Annotated in this window: 16 protein-coding genes and 2 tRNA genes; 11 read left to right on the top strand and 7 right to left on the bottom strand. The window is 33.9% G+C overall.

Features of this window, described 5'->3' with window-relative positions; genetic code table 11:
* Window positions 1–93: 93 nt before the first annotated feature.
* The gene (locus GWR14_RS08720; RefSeq protein ID WP_163408649.1) at window positions 94–1,347 is read left to right on the top strand and encodes a DUF445 domain-containing protein; all 1,254 of its coding nucleotides are present in this window, start codon (window positions 94–96) and stop codon (window positions 1,345–1,347) included.
* Window positions 1,348–1,474: 127 nt separating this feature from the next.
* Here GWR14_RS08720 and gpmI read toward each other — a convergent pair whose 3' ends face one another.
* Window positions 1,475–2,992, bottom strand: coding sequence for a 2,3-bisphosphoglycerate-independent phosphoglycerate mutase (gpmI, locus tag GWR14_RS08715; protein WP_163408648.1), 1,518 nt, complete (start codon window positions 2,990–2,992; stop codon window positions 1,475–1,477).
* A 458-nt stretch (window positions 2,993–3,450) separates the two neighbouring features.
* On the opposite strand from gpmI, the gene GWR14_RS08710 reads away from it, so the two are divergent.
* Entirely contained in the window at window positions 3,451–4,173 is a 723-nt protein-coding gene (locus GWR14_RS08710; protein WP_163408647.1) for a murein L,D-transpeptidase catalytic domain family protein, read from the top strand.
* Here GWR14_RS08710 and GWR14_RS08705 read toward each other — a convergent pair.
* Both GWR14_RS08705 and GWR14_RS08700 read right to left on the bottom strand, forming a co-directional pair.
* Complete coding sequence (locus GWR14_RS08705) at window positions 4,162–5,742, bottom strand: L,D-transpeptidase family protein (RefSeq protein ID WP_163408646.1); 1,581 nt, start codon at window positions 5,740–5,742, stop codon at window positions 4,162–4,164. The two genes, GWR14_RS08710 and GWR14_RS08705, sit on opposite strands and share 12 nt — an antisense overlap.
* The gene (locus GWR14_RS08700) at window positions 5,735–6,181 is read right to left on the bottom strand and encodes a GNAT family N-acetyltransferase (RefSeq protein WP_163408645.1); all 447 of its coding nucleotides are present in this window, start codon (window positions 6,179–6,181) and stop codon (window positions 5,735–5,737) included. The genes GWR14_RS08705 and GWR14_RS08700 overlap by 8 nt, the downstream gene beginning before the upstream one ends.
* A gap of 136 nt (window positions 6,182–6,317) precedes the next feature.
* Between GWR14_RS08700 and GWR14_RS08695 the strand changes: the two genes are divergently transcribed.
* Window positions 6,318–6,390 (top strand) — tRNA-Gly (locus tag GWR14_RS08695).
* A gap of 93 nt (window positions 6,391–6,483) precedes the next feature.
* A tRNA-Gly gene (locus tag GWR14_RS08690) sits at window positions 6,484–6,556 on the top strand.
* 116 nt (window positions 6,557–6,672) lie between these two features.
* On the opposite strand, the gene pepE is transcribed toward GWR14_RS08690, so the two are convergent.
* Entirely contained in the window at window positions 6,673–7,380 is a 708-nt protein-coding gene (pepE, locus tag GWR14_RS08685; protein ID WP_163408644.1) for a dipeptidase PepE, read from the bottom strand.
* Window positions 7,381–7,573: 193 nt separating this feature from the next.
* On the opposite strand from pepE, the gene GWR14_RS08680 reads away from it, so the two are divergent.
* From GWR14_RS08680 to GWR14_RS08650, 7 genes are all read left to right on the top strand, one after another.
* On the top strand, window positions 7,574–8,311 hold the full coding sequence (locus tag GWR14_RS08680) for a peptidase associated/transthyretin-like domain-containing protein (protein WP_163408643.1): 738 nt from the start codon (window positions 7,574–7,576) through the stop codon (window positions 8,309–8,311).
* A 52-nt stretch (window positions 8,312–8,363) separates the two neighbouring features.
* The gene (locus GWR14_RS08675) at window positions 8,364–9,020 is read left to right on the top strand and encodes a carboxypeptidase-like regulatory domain-containing protein (protein WP_246236307.1); all 657 of its coding nucleotides are present in this window, start codon (window positions 8,364–8,366) and stop codon (window positions 9,018–9,020) included.
* Entirely contained in the window at window positions 9,010–9,765 is a 756-nt protein-coding gene (locus GWR14_RS08670; RefSeq protein ID WP_163408641.1) for a hypothetical protein, read from the top strand. The genes GWR14_RS08675 and GWR14_RS08670 overlap by 11 nt, the downstream gene beginning before the upstream one ends.
* Window positions 9,762–10,268, top strand: coding sequence for a DUF6702 family protein (locus GWR14_RS08665; RefSeq protein ID WP_163408640.1), 507 nt, complete (start codon window positions 9,762–9,764; stop codon window positions 10,266–10,268). Before GWR14_RS08670 ends, GWR14_RS08665 begins: the two co-directional genes overlap by 4 nt.
* Before the next feature lie 66 nt (window positions 10,269–10,334).
* A complete protein-coding gene (locus tag GWR14_RS08660; protein WP_163408639.1) occupies window positions 10,335–12,578 on the top strand; it encodes a M1 family metallopeptidase in 2,244 nt (747 codons plus the stop codon).
* A gap of 102 nt (window positions 12,579–12,680) precedes the next feature.
* On the top strand, window positions 12,681–13,028 hold the full coding sequence (locus GWR14_RS08655; RefSeq protein ID WP_163408638.1) for a Sec-independent protein translocase subunit TatA/TatB: 348 nt from the start codon (window positions 12,681–12,683) through the stop codon (window positions 13,026–13,028).
* Between the two features lies 1 nt (window position 13,029).
* Complete coding sequence (locus tag GWR14_RS08650; RefSeq protein ID WP_163408637.1) at window positions 13,030–13,593, top strand: phosphatase PAP2 family protein; 564 nt, start codon at window positions 13,030–13,032, stop codon at window positions 13,591–13,593.
* A 118-nt stretch (window positions 13,594–13,711) separates the two neighbouring features.
* Here the strand turns inward: GWR14_RS08650 and GWR14_RS08645 are convergent, their stop codons facing one another.
* From GWR14_RS08645 to GWR14_RS08635, 3 genes are all read right to left on the bottom strand, one after another.
* Complete coding sequence (locus GWR14_RS08645) at window positions 13,712–14,176, bottom strand: hypothetical protein (RefSeq protein WP_163408636.1); 465 nt, start codon at window positions 14,174–14,176, stop codon at window positions 13,712–13,714.
* Between the two features lie 14 nt (window positions 14,177–14,190).
* Window positions 14,191–14,913 carry a phytanoyl-CoA dioxygenase family protein gene (locus GWR14_RS08640; RefSeq protein ID WP_163408635.1) on the bottom strand — a complete coding sequence of 241 codons (723 nt, stop codon included), beginning with the start codon at window positions 14,911–14,913 and terminating at the stop codon, window positions 14,191–14,193.
* 78 nt (window positions 14,914–14,991) lie between these two features.
* The gene (locus GWR14_RS08635) at window positions 14,992–15,633 is read right to left on the bottom strand and encodes an O-methyltransferase (RefSeq protein ID WP_163408634.1); all 642 of its coding nucleotides are present in this window, start codon (window positions 15,631–15,633) and stop codon (window positions 14,992–14,994) included.
* Window positions 15,634–15,720 lie beyond the last annotated feature (87 nt).

The raw sequence follows: 15,720 nt of genomic DNA, 5'->3' as shown, positions 1-15,720 counted from the left end.
AAAGAAAATTCATGAATTCGTGGCTGTTAAACAATCCATAGAGTCACGAAGTTTTAGAAAAAAGCCATAAATTAGTAGTAAAACATTATAATCATGGAAATTATTACAGATCAGGATATAGCTAAAGTTAAGGCTCTAAAGAAAATGAAGAGAAATGCTTTGGCTCTTTTGGGTTTCGCAGTTCTGTTGTTTATAATTGCGATTTATTTCAAAATTCCAATGCTTCAGGCTTTTAGTGAGGCGGCAATGGTGGGCGGAATTGCCGATTGGTTTGCAGTTGTGGCTTTGTTTCGTCATCCGATGGGAATTCCAATCTGGCATACAGCAATTATTCCGACTAAGAAGAATGAAATAGGAGAAAATCTCGGCAATTTTGTTTCAGAAGAATTTCTGAACCGGGAAAAATTAGAAGTTAAATTAGACGAATTCAATTTTGGAACAAAAGCTTCAGACTGGCTTTCACAGGAAGAAAATGCTAATAAAGTGGCGGATGTTATAGCTTTAAATCTTATTCCCGGAATTTTAAAAACAATAAAAGATGAGGATATAAAAAGATTCATTCAGGTTCAGTTTAAGGAAAAACTTGAAGCAATAAATTTTGGAGACTGGGTGGCACTTGCTTTAGAACCATTGCAAAAAGGAAATGTAAAGGATCAATTACTTACTAATCTTCTCGAAGTGATGAGTGCTGAATTAAGTAATAATAAGGATTTAATTAGAAAGAAAGTAAAACAATCTACACCTTTTTTGAGCTTTGGTCTGGCAGATAAAAGCATTACAGAAGGTATTTTTAATGGCTTACAGGAATTTCTTGATGAGGCTAAAAATCCGGAGAGTGCAGTTAGAATTAAAATTGACGAATACATTTCTGATTTTCTGAATAAAGTAAAGAATTCAGAAGAAATGCGAATCAAAATCAATAATCTGATTGTGGGTTTTGCGGGAAAGAAAGAAGTTCAGGATTATATTAACGGAATCTGGGATGAAATTAAATTGTCAATTACAAACGATTTGGAGAAAGGCAGGGAGTCTTCAATTCGAAAAAATATTTCAGGTCTGATTCAGAATTTCGGAAACGGACTCAAAGAAGATGCTGTAATGGTTGATAAAATCAATAATTTCATCAAGAATGATTTGCTTTCAGTTCTTCTGAATAATAAAAAGGTAATCGGTGATTTGATTTCCTCAACGGTAAAAAGCTGGGATGGAAAAGAAGTTTCAGAAAAATTAGAACTTGAAATTGGAAAAGACCTTCAATATATCCGAATAAATGGGACTTTGGTTGGCGGATTTATTGGTCTTGTGATTTATGGAGTGGAACAATTGTATCATTTGATATTGTTTTGATATAGCTATAAAATAGTCTCGCAAAGGCACAGAAGCACAAAGTTTATAAATTTCTTTGCGACTTAGCGTCTTTGCGAGATTTTTTTAAGCTCTGTTTAATGAACTTATATTGTTTATATGGTGTAAATTACAAAAGCGAATGACAGGTCATTGCCTCAGGCTGAAGAACTCCCATCAATTCTAAGATGGTAGGGGCAATGTCTCCTAAAACGCCATTTTGAATATTTTTTAGCTCTTTGTCAACCAAAATAATCGGCACCGGGTTTGTAGTGTGTGCTGTATTCGGGCTGCCGTCAGGATTAATCATCGTTTCACAATTTCCATGGTCAGCAATTACAATTGTAGTATAATCATTTGCAAGAGCAGCATCTATCACTTGTTTCGCGCAGGAATCAACAGCTTCACAGGCTTTAATCGCCGCTTCCATAATTCCGGTATGTCCAACCATATCACCGTTTGCAAAATTTAAACAAACGAAATCAACTTCACCCTTGTTCAGTTCAGGCACAAGAGCATCTGCCAATTCGTAAGCACTCATTTCCGGCTGTAAATCGTAAGTGGCAACTTTTGGAGAGTTTCTCAGGATTCTTGATTCACCATCAAAAGGAGTTTCTCTACCTCCTGAAAAGAAAAATGTTACGTGCGGATATTTCTCTGTTTCGGCAATTCTGATTTGTTTTTTGCCTGCTTTTTCTAAAACTTCACCAAGAGTTTCGGTAATGTTGTCTTTATTGTAAACTACTTTTACGTTTTGATATGTTTCATCGTAGTTAGTAAGCGTAACATAATATAGGTTTAGTTTGTGCATGTTTTGTTCATGGAAATCCTGTTGGGATAACGCTTCAGTCAATTCACGGCCACGGTCTGTTCTGAAATTGAAGAAAATAACCACATCGCCTTCAATAATTGTAGCTAATGGTTTTTCGTTTTCGTCAACCATAACGATTGGTTCGATAAATTCATCCGTAACATCTTTTGAATAACTGTCAAGAATACTTGCAACAGCATTTTTTGAAGACGTTCCGGTTCCGTTTACAACTAAGTCATAAGCCAGTTTTACACGTTCCCATCTTTTATCACGGTCCATTGCGTAATAACGCCCAACGATAGAAGCAATTTTTACCGGAGTATCTTTAATATGGTTTTCTAAATCCTGAATGTATTTTGCACCCGATTTTGGATCAACATCACGACCGTCTGTAAAAGCGTGAATGTAAACCTGATCTAATCCATATTCCTGAGAAGCATCAATTAGTCCACGTAAGTGCGAAGTATGTGAATGAACACCTCCATCAGAAACTAATCCTAAAAAATGTACTTTTTTGTTGTTTTCTTTTGCGTAAGTAAAAGCATCAATAAGAACCTGTTCTTTGGCAAGAGTTTTATGTGCTACTGCTAAATTTATTTTGGCTAAATCCTGGTAAACAATTCTTCCAGCGCCAAGATTCATGTGGCCTACTTCACTGTTTCCCATCTGTCCTTCAGGAAGACCAACGTTTAATCCGTCAGTACGTAGCTGAGCGCTTGGGTAATTTTGATACAGGCTGTTTATAAAAGGAACATTTGCATTGTCTATTGCAGATACTTTAGGGTCAGGAGATTTTCCCCAACCATCTAAAATCATAAGGATTACTTTTTTGTTCATTGGTTTTTGTTTTTGGCAAAGATAAACCATTTATAAAATACGCAAGAAACGATTGTTACAATTATGCTTTATAAAATGAACTCTGTCAAAAAATAATAATTTAATTGAAGAAGCCGTCGTTTTTTAAAATTAATGCAGACTGATTTTAGTTTTTTGTCTGTCCGCAATAGTAGCGCAACTATTGAAGAATGCATGTTTTGTTAAAAATGTATACATTTTAAGTGTCTGTTGATGTTGTTTATAAATACTCAAATTTCTTTTCAGTTAGAATGTTGCATTTTTTAAACAGTGTAATTCTGACTAAAAAAAACGGCTTTTTTGGTGTATCTTAACTTTTAAAGCTTTTTATTGTTAAAATTTGAACAAATATCACCAAATTTAGTGATAAAAATTTTCGAAATTCCAAATAAATTATACATTTGTCAAGCCTCAAATCAAGTTTAACCTAAACTCAATCAATGATTTATAAGATTTTTCCTGTAGTTTTGTTTTTGTTTCTGTCTTTTGGTGCAGATTCTAAAAATAATGCTGAAACTGTAAAAGTTACAGCAAAAAGCATTGCAAGTGTTGAAAAACCTGCTGTTGATGCTAAGATCGAAAATATTTATCACGCATTGAACGCAAATAATTTTGTGTTGCCCGAACTAAAGACTTTTTCTGAAGCCTTAAAAGGATTTTACTTATTGAAAGAAAAAGGAGTGATTCATAAAGATGTTCTGACACTGATTGATTTTAGTCTGTCGTCTACTTTAAAGCGTCTTTGGGTTATTGATTTAACTACTAATACTGTTTTATTTCAGTCTCTTGTTGCTCATGGCAGAAATACCGGCGAAGAGTTTGCTACTGCATTTTCAAACGTTAACTCATCTAATAAAAGTAGCTTAGGTTTTTATGTGACCGGCGAAATTTATCAGGGAAAACATGGTATGTCCATGCGTCTCGATGGATTAGAAAAAGGTATAAACGATAATGCCCGCGAAAGAGCTGTTGTGATGCATGGTGCCGATTATGTTTCTGAATCGTTTATCAGAGATCATAAAAGATTAGGAAGAAGCCAGGGCTGTCCTGCAATTCCGGTTGAATTGACCAATGATATTATTCAGGCAATAAAAGGCAAATCATGTTTATTTATCTATCATCCGTCAAGAAGTTTTATGATGGGAGATGGATTAATTTCTTAATTTAGAATACAAATCTTCATCAAGATCATAGACGTCATATCTAAAAATTAATTCGTTTTTTTCGCTCCAGGCTGTCCAATACCATTGATACAATTTGTATTTTTTGGTAATTTTTGTAGTGGTTGTTTTTTTGCTGGCGATAATAGTATCTATTCTTTCCTTTGACCAGTTTTTAGAATCATCTAAAATATGTTGGGCTAATTCCAGAGGATTTTCCACTCGTACGCAGCCCGAACTCAGAGAACGATTGCTTCTTTCGAAATAATTTCTGTGATTTGTGTCATGCAGATACACACTATAATTGTTAGGGAACATAATTTTTATTAATCCCAAAGAATTATAATAACCAGGACTCTGAATGTATCTGTACTTGCGAGGTTTATTGATGTTCCAGTTTGCAGGGTCAACTACGTGTCCTGCGGTATCGTAAATAGTAATGTTTTTGTTTTTTAAATAGTTTCGGTTGCGTTTCATAGCAGGTACTACATCTTCTTTTAAAATAGTAGGAGGGACTGTCCATGTCGGATTAAAAACGATGCTTTTAAGAGTAGAGGTTAGAACCGGAGTTCTTCTTTTACTGGTGCCGACCACTACATTTCTAACAGCGGTTGTGTCTTTATTTTCGACAACATGCAGGCTGAAATCAGGAATGTTTACGATAAAGTAATTTTCTGAAAATTCGTTAGGATACCATCTCCAGCGTTCCAGATTGGCAATAATCTGATGTTTTCTTTTTTCTTTAGAAAAGTTTAAGGCATGAACAGTGCTTGCTCCAATAACGCCGTCAGCGGGTAATCCGTGGCGGGACTGGAATTTTTTAACCGATTCAAATGTTTTTTGATCGTAGATCGTTGTGAGGCTATCATCTCCGGACATGTCATTCCAGTATAAAAGTCTTTTTTTAATGTTTACTAATGAAGGGTTGGTGTCTTTTAATGTGATTTTTTCAGTAAACGCAATTGACTGAATATGATCTTCAGGAAAGCTGTTAATGAGTTTTAAGGCTTTTAGTAATTGTTTGTACGTTTGTGCTTTTGGCTGGATGTTTTGAACAAGACTATCTAATGTGTTGCGAATAAAGCTTTTTACCAACGCCGTATTTACATCAAAAGACTTGTCTTCCAGTGCCCAGTTTCCATATAAGTATTTAGGATTTAATTTTCCTTCATATAAATGTATTACGTACTTCTCAAAATTATGAGTTAGTAATAAATCATATTCGGCAAGTTCTCTGTCTGTCAGAATATTGAAGCGTGCTTCAAAACTTTCCATTTTTTTTATACGATAATCATTTGGGTTTAGACCTAATTCTTCTGAATTTTTTAATTGAGACAAAATATAAGATCTTTTAGCAGGGTTTCCCCAAATGGTTTTATTATCTGACGAAAGATAAAATTGTTTAAGCGTTTTGCTTTTGAAACTATTTATTAGATCAGTGTCTATAGAAATAGATTTGGCATCAGTAATCACAATAGCGGGCAAAGGTTTTTGGATTTGAGGCGCATTCTGATTTTCCTTTTTGCAGCTTATAAAAAGACAAAGCAGCAACAGAAAGTAAAGTTTATTCATTTTTTAGTTTTTTGTACATTAAATAATGTTCTCCAATTTCAGGGATATCAAATGAGTTTCCGATGGTTTTATATCCCTTTTTTTTATAAAACCCAACAGCGGATTCTCTTGCATTAAACCAAATCAGGTCAAATTGTCTTGCAAGGCAATATTCTTCGCAGTGTTTTACCAATGCTTCTCCAAAGCCTTTTTTTTGATGGGATTCGAGAATAGCCATGCCTCTGATCTGTGCCTGCAAATTTTCTGCAAATATAGGATTGTGTTTTAGGAATAACGAAATAATTCCTGTTAAATTTTGGTTTTCAAATAAGCCAAAATGATGTGTGCTTTCCAGATCATCTCCTTCAAAAAAGCATGTTTCAGGAGGTTTTCCTTTTCGGAGTACAGGTTGTCTGACAATGTGAGTCTGCTTTGCAGATATTTCTTTGATAAATTGCATGGTTGAATAAAAAAAAACAAAGCTATAACTTTTTAATTTTAAACTGATTACTAAAAATAGTGATTTTTAATTAATTTTTTTTTCAAAAAAGCTTGTTTTGAACTTAACTTATTTTCTATATTTGCACCACAGTAATGCGAAAGTAGCTCAGTTGGTAGAGCTCCAGCCTTCCAAGCTGGTTGTCGCGAGTTCGAGCCTCGTCTTTCGCTCTAAGCCGGATTTATAAGTTCGGACTCAAAGTAAATAATTTTGAGTTTAGTTTTTTTAAACGAATTAATTATTTATCTTTGCACCCTCATAATGCGAAAGTAGCTCAGTTGGTAGAGCTCCAGCCTTCCAAGCTGGTTGTCGCGAGTTCGAGCCTCGTCTTTCGCTCTTTAAAAAGCTTCAAACATTGTTTGAGGCTTTTTTGTTTTTTATCTCATTAAGAGATTAAGTTGTGTAAAGACTAAATCTTAATTTTCTTAATCTCTTAATGCTGAAATTTAGTTTTATTTTAAATGACTCAAATCGCTTTCCGGATTTAATTCAGTTGGTTCCTGATTCTGTAGAAATAAACGGGCTGATAAATCACCTTTTAAAGTAATTTTTTCTCCTTTGACTTCAAGCCAGCTTCCTTCTCTTAAGCCTAAAACCGGAATTGTATTAAAGGCATGGAATTCTTTTATTCTCGTTTCTCGGGTTTCTCCCATGTGTTTGGATTGTAGGTCCGGATCTAAATAATGCGGATTCAGGTTAAAAGGGATAGTTCCTAAGGTTTTAAAGCTTGGAGGATATACGATAGGCATGTCGTTTGTTGTTTGCATCGAGAGGCCGCAAATATTGCTTCCTGCACTTGTGCCTAAATATGGTGTTCCTTTTTTTACGGTTTCAGAAAGTAACTGCATAACATTGTTTTTATACAGTTGAGAAACCAGTAAAAAAGTATTTCCTCCACCTGTAAATATACCTTTTGCATTTTGTAGTGCTTCTTCCGGATTTTCAAATTCGTGGATTCCTTTTACTGAAATATTAAGGTTTTTAAAGGCTATTGAAACCTTTTGAGTATATTCGTCATGAGAAATTCCACCGGGACGCGCATAAGGAATGAATAAAATACTTTTGCAGTTTTTAAAATGCGATTGCAAAACGGGTAGTAAATATTCTAAATAATTTCCTCCGTGTAATGTAGAAGTGCTTGCAATAATAATATTTTTCATAAATTCTAACTCGGTTTATTTAGGTTTAAAGGTATTAAAAAAGGATGTTTTTGATGTTAAAAAGCGGGTTTTAATTAACATATTTTTACCATGCCCTTAGTATTAAATTTGGAACACATTAGGATATTTTTACATTTTTAAGATTAATGCTAATTTTTCTATTTTGATTGACAAAAATCTCTGTTTTTTAGTTATGTTTTTGAGTCAGATGATTTGGTCTCAAAACCAGGAACGTACTGTTTTAAACGGAAAAATCATTTCAAACACAAATGATTTGGAAGGGGTGTATGTTATTAATGCCGAAACTGAAGCAATGACAACAACTGCTGCTGACGGCTCTTTTTCTATTATGGCTAAAAGCGGTGATATTCTTGTTTTTTCATCAATTCAGTTTAAAGAAAACAGGATTTTATTAAAAGCGGAAGATTTTTCAAACCTTAATTTTACAGTTAAATTGAGTCTTCTGATGTATCAGTTGCAGGAAGTAATCATAAAAAGATATGATAATATTAATGCTGTGGCTTTAGGGATTATTCCTTCGGGACAGAAAAGCTACACTGAAGCTGAGCGAAAACTGCATACGGCTACAGCTTTAAACCCTACTGCCAGCGCGGGATCAATGGCAGGTGGTTCTATTTCTGCTGATCCTTTATTGAATTTCTTTTCAGGGCGTACAGCAATGTTAAAAAAAGAAGTAGCTGTAGAGAAAAAAGAGTCCTTCATGAAGCTTTTAGAGAATATGTTTCCGTTGGATCATTTTGTAGACAGACTTAAAATTCCTGTTGAATATGTAAAAGGTTTTGAATATTATGTTGTCGAAAATGAGAAGTTTACAACGATTTTAAATTCAAAGAATAAAACTTCTACTGAGTTTTTATTAGGCGAATTAGCGGTTAAATACAAAGAAATAATTGCTAGTGAGGCAAAATAATTTATATATCGTTTTTCTTTTTTTTGTCCAGATTAGTATTGGTCAAAGCAAGGTGTCTAAAGAGATTTTGGGTCAGGTTTTTGAGCAGTCTACGCAGGTTGAAGGAGTGAATATTATAAATAATACAACTCAGGTCGCAACAGTTTCTGATGAAAACGGAAAGTTTTCTATGGTGGTGAGGGAAGGGGATGTTTTGGTTTTTTCTGCCGTAAATCTAAACGCTTTAAAACACAGGATTACAGCAGAAGATCTGGGAGATATTGTGCTTATAATTCGAATGTCAGCTAAAGAAGTTGAGCTTAAAGAGGTAATTGTAAACGACAATGCGAATATCACTGCAGAAAATCTCGGAATTATTCCCCTGGGACAAAAAAAATACACTCCTGCAGAGAGAAAGATTTATACCGCCACATCAACTTCTGTGGATAAAGTCCTGAATGCTATTTCAGGAAGAACTTCAATGCTGAAAAAAGAAGCAAAAGTGGAGAAAAAAGAAATGCTGTTTAGAAAAATGGAATATCTTTTTGAAGAAACGTATTATACAGAACGTCTTAAAATTCCTTCAGAACACATAAAAGGATTTCAGCTTTATTGTGTGGATAATCCTGAATTTTCGCTATCTTTGAATACAAAGAACAAAACAATGAGTATGTTCTTGATAACTGGTTTGGCACAGGAATATCTAACAATTATAGAACATGAAAAATAAATTCGGAATATTTGTAGTGTGTTTGTTTTGTCAATTGATAATAGGACAGACTAATTCGAGAAAGTCATTACATGGACAGGCAGTTAATAGTTCTCTTCCTATCGAAACCGGAAATGTGATGAATATAAATGCCAAGACCAGAACATTTATTGGTGCAAATGGTTTGTTTGATATTCTGGCAAGACCTAAAGATACCTTGTTGTTTACAGGAATGGCATTTCAGTCAAAAAAAATTGTACTGACAGAAAAAGATTGTGCAGAAACGCTTTTTTTGGTACATTTAGATTTAGTAAATGTTGAGCTAAAAGAGGTTTTGGTTCATAAAGATTTAAAAATTAATTCTCTTGATGGTGGTTCTCAGCGTTTTGTTGATATGCAATTTGAAGATGACAAACAGTCAACTGCTAAAAATACAGCAATGTATTCGAATCAGACAATTAAATACGGAACTGATTTTGTACGGATTTTTAAAGATGTGAAAAAGCTTCTCCGTAAAGATAAAGAGGTTGAAGAAGAGGTTGTAAGTGATATTGCTTTTGTAGAGTATTCAAAAGATAATTTTACACCTGATTTTTTTACCAAAACTTTAGGATTGAAAGAAGATGAAATAGACTTGTTTTTAATGTATTGTTCTAATGATTCTGAATCTAAAAGACATTTAAAAACAGACCAAAAGTTTGAATTGATGGACTTCATGATCAATAAAAACAAAGAATTCAAAAAGACTGAGATGAATCAGAAATGAAAAACAATACACTTTATTTCTTGATCGGAATATTATTTTTATCCCTTTCGTCTTTTGCGTTCCATAAATTTTATATGGGAATTTTTCAGGTGAACTATGCAGCTGAAAAAAAAATGATTCAGATTACTTCACGAATCTTTGTTGATGATCTGAACAAGGGGATCGAAAAAAAATACCATAAAAAAACATTCATCGGAACCGACAAAGAAACTCAGGCCGATATTGATTTGCTAAAAAAATACCTTTCAGAAAATTTTACTATCAAAATTAACGGTCAGCTAAAGTCAATTGCTTTTTTATCCAAAGAACTAGAAGCTGAGGATGTTTTGGTGTGTTATTCCCGAATTACAGGCGTCGAAAAATTTAAAACTTTAGAAATTTTCAATGCTGTTTTGACAGACTGGAATGCTGAGCAGCAAAATATTACACATATTTCAGCATTTGGAACTAAAAGAAGTGTTCTTTTTACAGAATCTTCAAGGAAAGAAGTGTTAAAGTATTAATGAACAAGGTAAAATTGTTGTTTTAATTGCTATTTTCACAGCTTCAAAAAATTCCAAAAAATATTTATGAGAAGACTTTCATTATTATTGCTTTTTCCAGCCATGTTGGTGGCTCAGGAAAAAAATACAGTTGTTGCCCCAAAACAACAGGGAAAGTATGATACAAACAAGTTTAGCCAGATGTACGATTTGATGGCTACGCCAAATATGTTTCGAACGGCATCAGGAGCTCCGGGACCGGCTTATTACCAGCAACAGGCAGATTATAAGATTGATATCGAATTAGATGATAAAAATTCAAAATTAAGCGGATCTGAAACGATTACCTATTCAAACAATTCGCCGGATAGTTTGGAATATTTGTGGATTCAGCTTGATCAGAATCAGGCAAGAGCCAATACGCAATCCAGTTTAGCTGAAGGCGAAAAAATCAATCAGGTATTTCCTCTGGCAGGGTTTTCAGATAAATATCTGAAGAAAGATTTAGAACGTGGTTTTAATATCGAATATGTAAAAGATGCTAAAGGAAACCCAATGTCTTATATGATTAACGAAACCATGATGCGCATTAATCTGGCTTCGCCTTTAAAACCTGGTGAAAAGATTTCGTTTTCTATAAAATGGTGGTATAACATCAATAATTACAGAAAAGAAGGCGGACGTTCCGGTTATGAATTATTTGAAAAAGACGGTAATAAATTATATGTAATTGCCCAGTTTTATCCTAGAATGGCAGTTTATAATGATGTAGAAGGCTGGCAAAATATGCAGTTCTGGGGAAGTGGAGAGTTTGCACTTCCTTTTGGAAATTTTGATGTAAATGTTACAGTTCCAGCCGATCATGTTATCGATGCTACAGGAGAATTGACAAACAGGGCAGAAGTATTTACGCCAGAACAGGTAAAACGTTACGAACAGGCTCAAAAATCATTTGACAAACCGGTTGTGATTGTTACGCAGGCTGAAGCTGAAGCGGCTGAAAAAGGTTTTTCTGAAAAGAAAAAAACATGGAAATTCAGTGCAAAAAACGTACGTGATTTTGGAATTGCTTCTTCGAGAAAATTCATTTACGATGCAATGGCTGTAAAAATTGGAAACCGAACTGTTATGGCAGAATCGGTTTATCCAAAAGAAGCCAATCCACTTTGGGGAGAAACTTCTACAATGGTGGTTGCACATACTTTAAAAAGTTATTCCTCTCATACTTTTGATTATCCATATCCAAAAGCAGTATCAGTTTCTGCTGAAGATCAGGGTATGGAATATCCAATGATTTGCTGGAATTTTGGTCGTCCAGACGAAAATGGAGTAACCAGCAGAGAAGTTAAAAACGGAATGATCGGTGTTGTAATCCACGAAGTTGGCCATACTTTCTTTCCGATGATCGTAAATTCCGATGAGCGTCAATGGACCTGGATGGACGAAGGTTTAAACTCATTTTTGGAGTATCTGGCAGAACAGGAATTAGATCCTAAATTCCCTTCAAGACGAGGACCTGCAAGAAATATCGTTCCGTACATGAGCGGAGATCAGAAGTTTTTGGAACCTATTATGTCAAATTCTGAGACTATTCATCAATTCGGAAATAATGCTTACGGAAAACCTGCTACAGGACTTAATATTTTGAGAGAAGTAGTTATGGGAAGAGAATTGTTTGATTATGCTTTTAAAACTTATGCCAACAGATGGAAGTTCAAACATCCAACGCCTGAAGATTTTTTCAGAACTATGGAAGATGCTTCTGCAGTTGATTTGGACTGGTTTTGGAGAGGATGGTTTTATTCAACTGACTTTGTAGATATCGGAATTAAAGATGTAAAACAATATTACGTTTCTGAAACTCCTACTGCAGATTTAAAAGATTTAAAAGTTAGAAAAGGAAGATTCGGTTACGAAAAAGGTCCTTTTGTTTATTTAGTTTCCGGTGATAATGCTGAAGTGGATGCCTCTAAGAAAAAGGCTCTGAAAGTAGAAGATTTCAAGCCGTTAGCAGAATATGTAGATCAGACTTTTACTGCAGAGGAAAAAGCAAGTATCAAATCACCTAAATATTTCTACGAAGTAGAATTCAATAAACCGGGCGGAATGATTATGCCTATTCTGGTTGAAATCACTTATGAAGACGGTTCAAAAAACAGCTATCAGTATCCGGCACAAATCTGGAGAAAAGGTAATGAGTCAGCTAAAAAAGTGTATGCAACTGAAAAACGAATCAAAAGTATTCAGATAGATCCAAAATTATTAACTGCGGATATTGATGTAACCAATAATTCATGGCCAAAAACCGAAGAAAAATCAAAATTTGATTAATTATTAATTAGAAAGGCTCTGAAAAGAGCCTTTTTTTAAGTTAATTTTTAGAACACACCGCTTCAAAATTTAATATATTTGTCGCACACAAAAATAGAAGTTATGTTTGGTATAGGAGGAGGAGAATTAGTTTTTATACTGTTTATAGTACTAATGCTTTTTGGTTCAGACAAAGTGCCTGAAATTGCCCGCACAATGGGTAAAGCGATGGCGCAGTTAAAAAATGCAACGAACGATATTAAAAGCGAAATCCAAAAAGGAGCAGAGGAAAATGGTCTTGATACAAAGTCTTTAACTGATATAACAGGCAATATTAATGCTCAGATTAATGATGCAAAAACTAATCTGCTGGGTGATTCAGGAAGCTTTTTAGGAGATACAGCAACTGAAATTGACAAAGTAAAAGAAGATATCGATTCAATCTCGGGACCTATAAAACGCCAAAGATAATATGCTAGAAAAAATACAGGAATTAGATACCAGTTTACTTGTGTATCTTAACAGTTTAGGATCCGAAACATACGATAAATTTTGGCTGATTATCACGAGCCAGTTAAACTGGACTCCGGTTTTTTTATTGATGTTTTATCTTATTTATAAAAAAATAGGCGGAAAACAGACCTTGTATTTATTACTTTTTATAGCTGTTTTAATTGCTTTTACAGATCAGACAACCAATCTTTTCAAAAGTACTTTTCAGCGTTTACGACCTTGTAATAATCCTGAAATCAATACAATAATCAGAGTAGTTCAATCCCGTAAATCTTATAGTTTTTTCTCCGGTCATGCTGCTAATACCATGGCTGTAGCTATGTTTTTATTTCTGGTTCTAAAGCGTCATTTCAAATACCTTGGATTTATCTTTTTATGGCCGTTAATTTTCGCTTATAGCAGAATCTATTTAGGTTTACATTATCCTGGAGACATTCTAACAGGATATTTTTTCGGAGCACTTTTCGGATTTTTGATGTTTAAAGTCTATCAAAATTTAAAGCCAAAATATTTTCCCGGATAAATTTCAGGAGCTATTCCGGCTGTACGCTATATCTTTTGCGCCGAACCCCGGCACAAAAGGATGCCACTTCCATCCGGGCTAGGGCATTCGTTTTCAAAAGAAATTTATAAAAATATTTTTAGCCAAAATTTTCTAATTCTATCGCTTCATCAAAATAAGCCTTAAATTTTTTAGATAATTCTTCGTCTTTAAATTTTATAATTGTAAAAGAACTATCCCAAGCAGTAATTTCGCAGGATGGGTTTTCTACCTGAAATTTATCATTAATCCAGACATCATCATTTCCTTCTGCAAATGGAGGATTTTTAATATCAAATATTGGTTTTTCTCGTTTTTTAACAGCAGATATTACACCCCATATGATTTGAGAATCTGTTTTAATTATTTTTTCTAAAGTTTCAAAGGTTATTATTGAATAGTCATCTTCCAGACCAATTGGTAATTGCTGTTTTGAAAAATTTACAATGTCTAAGTCAGACATTATCCAATTAAAATCTGAAATGTTTATCCATGATGAATTTAAAAGATCATTTAAGTTTGTATGACAACATAATTTTTCAGTATTTCTTATTATCCAATTCATTTTCAAAGAAAATATTAGTTCAAGACAACTGTTTTTTCGCTCCATTCCAATCCCTCCGGAAGTTCCTCTTTGCTGAACTCAATATGAATAACTCTTCTTCGTTCGTTATTTGTAGTTTTGTTTGAAGCATGAAACAGTAAAGGTTTCATAATCATGATGCCGCCTTTTTCAACTTCGCAGATAGTTTCCTTTTCATTTTCGAAATCAAGTTTTTCAATTCTCAAAATTCCTTTGGAGTGTGAGTTATTGATCACTTTCAAAGCGCCATTATCTTTTGTGGTTTTATCAATATGAATCCTTATAGTGAAATTGTTTTCGAGAATTGCTGCAGGAGGCTGAACCGCAAACTGATTTTGTTTTACAGTCCAGTTTTCAAAATTCGCAATCTCAATTTTTTTATTGACAGAAATAGTCAGATCCTGATGATAGGCTACAAACCAGTTCGACTTTTCAGGTTTGTCAAAATAAATGGATTTGGTTATAAAATAGCCTTTTCCAAAAGCAGTTTCTATAATATCCTGTAACTTCTGATTGAATATAAAAGGTAAAGTTTCAGGTACTTCTTTATGAAATTGTCTTATAGCAAATAAATCCTGAGATTTTCTGAAAGTAACATTTTCGGGATTGTTTTCGGTTGTGTCTTCAATTAAAGATATTAATTTTTGAATCTCATCTTCGTTATAAACATTATCAATAATTGTAAAACCTTCAGTATCTATTTGGCTTGAATTCTTCATCTTAAATTTTGTAGTTACAAGTTTTATTAGAAAAAAAATCTTAGAAACTTAGCTTCTCAGGGCCTTAGTAGCTTAAAATTATAAAACCCTGCTTACCGTCAATCCATCGCGAATTGGCAATAAAACCGTCTCTACTCTTGGATCATTTTTTAAAAGTAAATTGTATTCTAAAAGTATTTTGGTACTCACATCATTCGGGTGTACCGGTTCCAGGATTTTTCCGCTCCACAAAACATTGTCAGACAAAATGATTCCGCCTTTATTCATTTTCGGTACAATCATTTCCCAGTAATTAATGTAGTTTTCTTTATCGGCATCAATAAAAACGAAATCAAACTTCACATCCAGAGTAGGAATAATATCGATTGCTTCACCTAAATGCTGAAAAATTTGTGCTCCCCATGGAGATGCATCAAAATACTTACGCTGAAAATCAACCAGCTCTTCTTTGATGTCAATGGTATGAAGCTGTCCGTTTTCCTGCATTCCTTCACACAAACACAAAGCAGCGTAACCAGTGTAAGTTCCAATTTCCAAAATATTCACAGGGCGGATTAATTTAGACAGCATACTTAAAACACGACCCTGAAAATGCCCGCTTAACATTCTTGGCAAAAGGATTTTCTGGTACGTTTCTTTATTCAGTTTTGCTAACAATTCCGGTTCATTTTCAGAATGTTGTTCGATATAATCTTCAAGTTCTTGTGAAATAAAATGCATGTTGTAGTGTATTCAGATTTGGCTGTAAAAATACAAAATATAAGCTCACTTTTGGGCATAAAAAAACCATCCGTACAGGGATGGCTT

Source organism: Flavobacterium ajazii (assembly GCF_010614725.1).
Taxonomy (GTDB): domain Bacteria; phylum Bacteroidota; class Bacteroidia; order Flavobacteriales; family Flavobacteriaceae; genus Flavobacterium; species Flavobacterium ajazii.
The sequence above is the reverse complement of the archived record's forward strand: the minus strand, read 5'-3'. Positions and strand labels throughout refer to the sequence as shown.